Source organism: Streptomyces sp. NPDC101165, from assembly GCF_044768135.1.
In the GTDB taxonomy this organism is placed as follows: Bacteria; Actinomycetota; Actinomycetes; order Streptomycetales; family Streptomycetaceae; genus Streptomyces.
The window spans coordinates 22,030-28,647 of the sequence record NZ_JBIWPG010000027.1; the positions used below are offsets into that span (position 1 = coordinate 22,030).

Below are 6,618 nucleotides of genomic sequence, written 5' to 3' on the forward strand. Positions count from 1 at the left end.
CAGGGTGGCGCCCCACAACAGGGTCCGCTGGCGTCGGTTCGTCCGGTCCCCGCTCCCTCGCTCACTCACCGCGAGCCCACAGCTGATCGATGTTCCGGGCCGCCCGTTCGTTGTCCGTCTTCAGCCTGTCGAGCGCTTCGGCGTTCTTCTCGATGTCCCTGTTCTCGTACTCCGCCTCGACCGCGTACGAGACACCGAGCACGTTGGTCTCGTAGGCACAGTCGACCTCGGCCGCCGCCGTCCCGGCCTCCTGCGGGGTGACCTCGGCCCGCAGGGCCGCTGCGGTGCGCCGCCCGGACAGCTTCCACTGTCCGTCCGAGGCCGCGTCCAGTGGTGTCGCGTAGGGATAGCCCTTCCGTCCCATGCATGCCGACCACTTCCTGAACACTCCGAGCACCCGGGGATCCGACTGCGAGGCCTTGAAGTCCCTGGCCTTGAGATCCGCGGCGAAGTCGCTCTGCTCCTGCCCGGGCGAAAGTCCCTTGTCCCGCTGCTCCTCGGCCGCTTGCTCCCCACACGTCGTCATCGCCTCCCGCAGCGGATTCGACAGCGAACCGAGGGAGACGGGCGGGATGGTTCCCTGCGTGAACGGTGGGAGGTGATAGCCGTACCGGCGTGCCGTGGCCCTGTCGCTGATCGCGTACCGCCGGGTGTCGTAGTAATGCCAGAGCCGCACGTATCCAGCCGCCGCCTGCTGCCCGGCGACGGTCGTCGACGGGGGAGTGAACCCCTTCTCGCGCACACAGGCGTCGCGCAGCCCGAGCAGCAGCACCTCCAGCTTTCCCGCGTGCTCGTAGTCGAGAAGATAGGTCTCCAGCGGCAGACGCAGCTCAGCCATGCTCTTCGGCGTGGGGGTGGCCACCGGCGCACCAGCCGTCGCGGTCCCGCCGCCGCCCGAGGAACATGCCGCCGTGGTCGCCAGCACCAGCAGTGCCGCCGAAGTCCCGCGTGCGCAAGAGGAAAACACAAGCCGTCTCCCAACGAGGTCGAGCCGGAGTCCGCCCGGAGGAACGGGCCCGGCCGGGCGGCCTCAGCCGCCCGGCCGAGCCGTTCACGGTTCTCGCGCGATCCGTGTCAGGTGCAGTTGGCGGTGGCGTCGAAGGAGTTCTCGTTGTTGCGCAGGGCGGAGTTCAGGTTGCCCCCGCGGCCGGCGTGCACCCAGTTGTAGTTGCCCACGGAGCCGGCGGACACCCACGTCGTGGCGCCGCAGTTGGTCGTGTTGCTCCCGATCGAGGCGGCGTTGTTGCGGACGGCGTGGCCGTCGCTGAACTTGTAGCCGGACAGATCGCGGTAGTAGCCGTAGCCCTTGAAGATTCCCCCTGCGCCGTTCGGGCTGTAGTAGAGACAGCCGTACGCGTCGGTGTAGTTGCAGTGGTCGGACCAGCTGTCGACGTTCCAGCCGGTGGCCGAGGCCGGCGCGACGGCCGCTCCGACCCCCACCAGCGCCATGGCGGCCACCAGGCCGGCCTTCTTTCGTATCCCTCGCAGACGCATGCAGGCGTCCTCTCTCATCGGGTCCGGTTCGCCGGGCTGCCCTTGGTGGGCGCCCGGTACGGCCGCCGTCGTCGGCTGGGCCGTGCCCGGCCAGCGTTGCCGGGGCGGCGGGAGCGCGGCTTGTACGAATGCGACCCGTGCGTCCCTGACGCCGGATATCGGCCAACTCCTTGCCGATTGACCCGCTCGTCCCCCGAACCCCCTAGGCTCGCTGCCGTGTCCGCGTCGATCGAGGGGGGATCGGCTCATGCACGAATTCCTCGCGTGCCCGGCGGAGATGGGCCTGCGCGACCAGGTCCTCGGCTATCGGGGCTTCCGCTTCGACGCGATCGGAGCGCGGCGCAGACTCCTGGTACCCGACGGGGTCGTGAAGGTGATGCTGGGCTTCGGCGACACGCTGCGCGTGCTGGACCCGTCCGACCCGACCCGCTCCTACTGCGCCGCCTCCCTCGCCAACGGCGTCCGGACCACCGCCGCGATCGGCGAGCACACCGGCGGCATCCACGGGGTGACCGTGCTGCTCACCCCGCTCGCCGCCTACCGGCTGTTCGGGGTGCCCATGTCCGAGTGGGCTCAGCGGTGTGTGCGTCCGGACGACCTCTGTCGCTCACCCTGGTCCGAACTCCCCGCCCGGCTGGCGGAAGTCCCTGGCTGGCGCGACCGGTTCGCGCTGCTGGACCGGGTGCTGCGGGCGGCACTGGAATCGGGCCCCGACGTCAGCCCCGAGGTGGCCTGGGCCTGGCGCACCCTTCAGGGCGCGGCCGGGCGCGTACGGGTGGAGGAACTGGCCGCCCGGACCGGCTGGAGCCGCCGCCACCTGGAACGGCGCTTCCGCTCCCAGACCGGGTTGACCCCGAAGGGCGCGGCGCAGGTGATGCGGCTGCAGGCGGCCCTGCGGCTGAAGGAGGCCGGCGCGAGCTGGGCCGACGCGGCCGCGCAGGCCGGCTACCACGACCAGCCGCACTTCGACCGCACGTTCAAGGCGATGACGGGCCGCACCCCGAGCGCCTTTCGTGCCGACCGCACGGCCGCGGCCCCGTGCGACGCCCAGGACTTCGTACCGGGTCAGGTGACGAGCGCCATCCTGACGCGGCGGACCTGGCCGTGCCCCGGGTGGTGAGGCGGAGGGCGCCCCGAGTCATGACGGCACCCGTGAGCAGCACGGCCGGCGATCCGATCACGGCCCACCGCGCTGCTGCTCGGGTGCCGCGCAAGCCTCAGGTGACGTCCACGTAGTCACCGGGGGCATTGGCCGACCCGGTCGTGCCGGTTCCGGCGAAGCTCCAGCGCCAGTAGCCGTCCGCGGTGGCCGTCGCCGTCGTCTTCAGGGCGCCGCCGGTTCCGCTGGTCACCGTCTTCACGGTGGTGTAGGTGGCCGTCCCGGACTTGCGGAACTGCAGCTTCACCTTCTGGCCCGCGTAGCCGTCGTAGGTTTGGTGGTCCCAGTTGGCGCGGGTCAGCGTGCCCTTCACGGTGAGGGCCTTGCCCGCGGCCACCGGCTCGGGGGAGGCATCGGCGGTCAGCCTGGCGGAACGTTTCATCGGGAAGGTGCCCGCGCTGTCCAGGTTGATGTAGTCGTGGTCGTAGGCGTCGACAGAGGCCCACACGTGCCAGATGCCGGCGGTGGAGTTGTCGTGGGCCGTGCGCGGGCCGATGGTGATGTCGGTGGTGCAGGTGGAGGTGGTCTCGCTGCCGGGGTCGGGGGAGCAGGTCATCGGGGTGTCGGAACCGGGCCCCGCGTTGCCGTCGGGGTTGTCGAACGAGCCGTGGTAGACCAGCGTGTGGGCTTCCTGGATCCCCGAGTTGTCGGCGGCGGTGATGCTCAGCGTGAAGGTCTTGTAGCCGGTGGCGCCGACCACGACCGGCTTTCCGCCGTTGACGACGACCTTGACGATGTGGGTGTCCCCCTGGCCGGAGTCGGCGTCGGCCGTCGTCACGGCGAGGGCGGACAGGACCAGCGCGCCCGACAGGGCGGTGACGGCAGAGCGTATGAGCATGTGTCCTCGCATGGGATGAGTGGTCCGCCCGGGATCGGGACAGAGGCCGGACGAGAAATAGGGACGCCGGACGGCCTCAGGCGGTTCGCAGCGCGGCCGACCGGGCGCACAGGTCCGCGCGGTTGACCGCCCCCGTCTTCGTCATGAGGCTCGCGATGTGCTTCTCGGCCGTACGCGGCGAGATGAACAGCCGGTCCGCGATGTCCTTGTTGCTGAGCCGCTCCGCCAGCAGCCGGAAGACCTCGAACTCCCGGACGGTGACGCCCTGCGCGCGCAGGTGCTCGGGGATGCCGCTGGTGCCCGAGCGGTGCTGGTGCACGGGCGCGCCGAGCCGGCGCAGCCCGGCCCGGCAGGCGCCCGCGACGGCCGCCACGTCCCGTTCGTGGAAGTGGTGCTCCGCCCGCCGCAGCCACCCCACCGGATCGCCCCAGCCGTCCTGGTGCGCCGCGTCCGCGATCAGCCGCAGCCCGAGATGCTGGGCCATCGGATACGTCTCCGCCACCGCCAGCGCCGCCTCGACCGTGGCGGCGGCCCGTGCGCCCTCGCCCTCGCGGCCCAGCAGCACCGCGTCGGCGAGCATCACGAACTGACGGTTCCAGCGCATCCGGGCGACCGCGGTGGCGGTGATCTCCTCGTGCCGGGCCCGGTCCGCCTCCCCGGCGAGCAGGTCCAGCAGCAGGACGAGGCCGTGGGTGCCGCTGAGGTGGTAGGTGGACGGGTTGCCGGCCTCCAGGGCCAGCACCTCGCGCAGCTCCGCCCGGCCCAGCTCGCGGTCCTCCTCCATCAGCGCGCAGAAGGCGCGGGCCAGGCCGAAGCACAGCGGCTCCTCCTGCGAACCGGACCCGTCCCACTCGGCGAACGCGGCCAGCGCCGCCTCCATCGCCGTACGGTCGCCGAGGTGCGCCTCCAGCGTGGCCTGGGCCATGAGGACGTAGCGCACCGCGGGGGCGAGCCGCAGCCGGCGTACGACCGCCAGGCACTCGGCGGCGGCCGCGCGCGCGGTGTCGTAGCTGCCGCGCAGCACACCGTCGAGGACGAGGATGCCGTCCACCGTGTGCACGATGCTGACCGAGCCGAGCCGCAGGGCCTCCGCACGGGCCGCCAGCAGGCCCGAGGTGTCGCCCTCGGCCAGCCAGACGTTGCCGCCCATGCGGGTGGCCGCGTACATGCGCTGCAACGGCAGCCGGTGCCGCTCGGCCGTGACGAGGGCCTGCTCCAGCATCGCCTGCGACTCCTCCGGGTCCCGTTCGCGGGCCACGGTGGCGAGCAACTCCCGGGCCTGGCAGGCGACGACGGGCAGCCCGTACCGCTCGGCGGTGTCGGCGGCCGAGCGGGCCAGCTTCTCGGCGTGCTGGGTGCGGTCGGAACCGGGTGTGTCCAGGGCGAGGTAGGCGGCGGTGACGTCGACGGCCGCCGCGGTCGCGTCGTCCGGAGCCGCCGCCAGCACCTCCCGGGCCCGGGCTATCTGCCGGTTGCCGTCGCTCCAACGGCCCGCCGTGTGGGCGACCTTGGCCAGCCGGGTGTGCAGGGTCGCCAGCCGGGCCGCGCTCAGGCCGGAGCCGTCGAGCACATGGAGGTCCTCGGCCAGGTCGAAGGCGCGGGCGAAGTCACCGGCCTCGGCCAGCGCCGGCAGCAGGTGTTCGAGCACTCCGGCCCGGGCCTGCGGATCGCTGCCGGACGCCAGCAGGTCCTCGGCCCGGCTGAGCAGGGTCACCGCCGAACCCAGCGCGCCCGCCGCCAGCGCCCGCCCACCGGCCTCGGCGAACAGCCGCCCCGCCTCGGCGGTGTCACCGGCCTCGCAGCGCAGTCCCGCGGCCAACGCGCACCAGTCACCGGCGAGTTCGGGGTGCAACTCCTCGACCGCCTCGGCGCCCCGCCGGGCCAGCTCGGCCCGCCGGCCGGGCGTCATCTGGGTGAACAGGGCCTCCACGGTGAGGGAGTGGCGGAAGGAGTACCAGTCCGGGGCGGGCTCGTCGGGCAGCACCAGCCGGGCGGCCACGCCCGCGTGCAGGTGGCTGAGCAGGGCACGGTCGTCGATGCCGGTCATGCGTTGCAGCACGGTCAGCGGGAAGCGCCGGCCGAGGACGGCGGCGGCCGACAGCAGGGTGAGGCCCTGTGCGCCGAGCCGGTCGATACGACGGAGGATGCCGCGGGCCAGCGCGGAGGAAACGTCACTGCGTAGATCCCCGACCGCCCGCCAGCCGTCCGGGCCCTGCACCAGCGTGCCGGCCCCGATCATGGACTGGAGCAGCTCCTCGACCAGGTACGGGCTGCCCGCGCTGTCCTCCCACAGCCGCCGCAGGACCGGTGCGGGCACCTCGTCGGGGGCGGACACGCCGAGCTGGGCCGCGATCATGTCGTGGACCTGGGGGCGGGTCAGCGACGGCAGTTCGACCAGGGTGGCGGCACCGCGCCGGCGGGCCGACTGCGCCAGGTCCAGTGCGTCGCTGAAGTCCGTCCGCACGGTGGCCAGCAGCAGGACCGGCGTGTACTCCAGGTTGTCCACCAGGTACTCGAGGACGCCGAGCGTCTCCGGGTCCGCGTCGTGCAGGTCCTCCAGCAGCAGGAGCTGGCCCTGGCCGCGGGCGGCGGCGATGAGCAGGCGCAGGACCGCCTCGCCCAGGATCACCATCGAGCTGCTCTCCCGCTCCCCGGTGTCCCAGTCGGGAATCAGCCGCCCGAGGACCGGCCGATAGGGCCCGAGGACGAGGTCGTCGAGGGGTTCGCCGCTGCGGAACAGCGACATCAGCGCCTCGGTGAGCGGCCGGAACGGCACGGCCGGCCCCGTCGTGCTGCTGCGGCCGCGCAGCACCCGCATCCCGGACCCGAGCGCACCGCCCACGGCCTCCGCCGCCAGCCGTGACTTGCCGACCCCGGCCTCGCCGACCAGGAAGACGACACCACCACGACCCTGCCGGGCGTCGGACAAGGCACGCTCAAGCAAGCCCAGTTGGGGATCCCGCCCGACCAAGGATGGCGCATGGGAACGCATGGACGCAGATGATAATCGGAATTTCGGGACGTGTGGCAGGTCGCCCGCACACGTTCCGGTTCCCGTGCGAAAGCGGTGGTGGGGGGGGGGGGGGGGGAGGGGGTTCCCCCCCGGGGTGCCCCGGGGGGGCGCCCC

Annotated in this window: 5 protein-coding genes; 1 reads left to right on the forward strand and 4 read right to left on the reverse strand. The window is 72.7% G+C overall.

Annotated features, from left to right (window positions below):
• Nucleotides 1-61 precede the first annotated feature (61 nt).
• Complete coding sequence (locus ACIRVH_RS40245) at nt 62-838, reverse strand: hypothetical protein (protein ID WP_403964503.1); 777 nt, start codon at nt 836-838, stop codon at nt 62-64.
• Between the two features lie 236 nt (nt 839-1,074).
• Nucleotides 1,075-1,494 (reverse strand): hypothetical protein, encoded by a 420-nt coding sequence (locus ACIRVH_RS40250; RefSeq protein ID WP_403964505.1) that lies wholly within the window; start codon nt 1,492-1,494, stop codon nt 1,075-1,077.
• A gap of 247 nt (nt 1,495-1,741) precedes the next feature.
• On the opposite strand from ACIRVH_RS40250, the gene ACIRVH_RS40255 reads away from it, so the two are divergent.
• The gene (locus tag ACIRVH_RS40255) at nt 1,742-2,614 is read left to right on the forward strand and encodes a helix-turn-helix domain-containing protein (RefSeq protein WP_403964507.1); all 873 of its coding nucleotides are present in this window, start codon (nt 1,742-1,744) and stop codon (nt 2,612-2,614) included.
• A gap of 97 nt (nt 2,615-2,711) precedes the next feature.
• Here ACIRVH_RS40255 and ACIRVH_RS40260 read toward each other — a convergent pair whose 3' ends face one another.
• Both ACIRVH_RS40260 and ACIRVH_RS40265 read right to left on the reverse strand, forming a co-directional pair.
• Nucleotides 2,712-3,491 carry a calcium-binding protein gene (locus ACIRVH_RS40260; RefSeq protein ID WP_403964509.1) on the reverse strand — a complete coding sequence of 260 codons (780 nt, stop codon included), beginning with the start codon at nt 3,489-3,491 and terminating at the stop codon, nt 2,712-2,714.
• A 76-nt stretch (nt 3,492-3,567) separates the two neighbouring features.
• Nucleotides 3,568-6,483: an AAA family ATPase gene (locus tag ACIRVH_RS40265; protein WP_403964511.1), complete on the reverse strand. Its 2,916-nt coding sequence runs from the start codon at nt 6,481-6,483 to the stop codon at nt 3,568-3,570.
• Nucleotides 6,484-6,618 lie beyond the last annotated feature (135 nt).

Excerpts from the sequence above, each read along its gene's own strand:
- ACIRVH_RS40245 (WP_403964503.1), bottom strand. The coding sequence starts at position 838 with ATGGCTGAGCTGCGTCTGCCGCTGGAGACCTATCTTCTCGACTACGAG.
- ACIRVH_RS40250 (WP_403964505.1), bottom strand. The coding sequence starts at position 1,494 with ATGCGTCTGCGAGGGATACGAAAGAAGGCCGGCCTGGTGGCCGCCATG.
- ACIRVH_RS40255 (WP_403964507.1), top strand. The coding sequence starts at position 1,742 with ATGCACGAATTCCTCGCGTGCCCGGCGGAGATGGGCCTGCGCGACCAG.
- ACIRVH_RS40260 (WP_403964509.1), bottom strand. The coding sequence starts at position 3,491 with ATGCTCATACGCTCTGCCGTCACCGCCCTGTCGGGCGCGCTGGTCCTG.
- ACIRVH_RS40265 (WP_403964511.1), bottom strand. The coding sequence starts at position 6,483 with ATGCGTTCCCATGCGCCATCCTTGGTCGGGCGGGATCCCCAACTGGGC.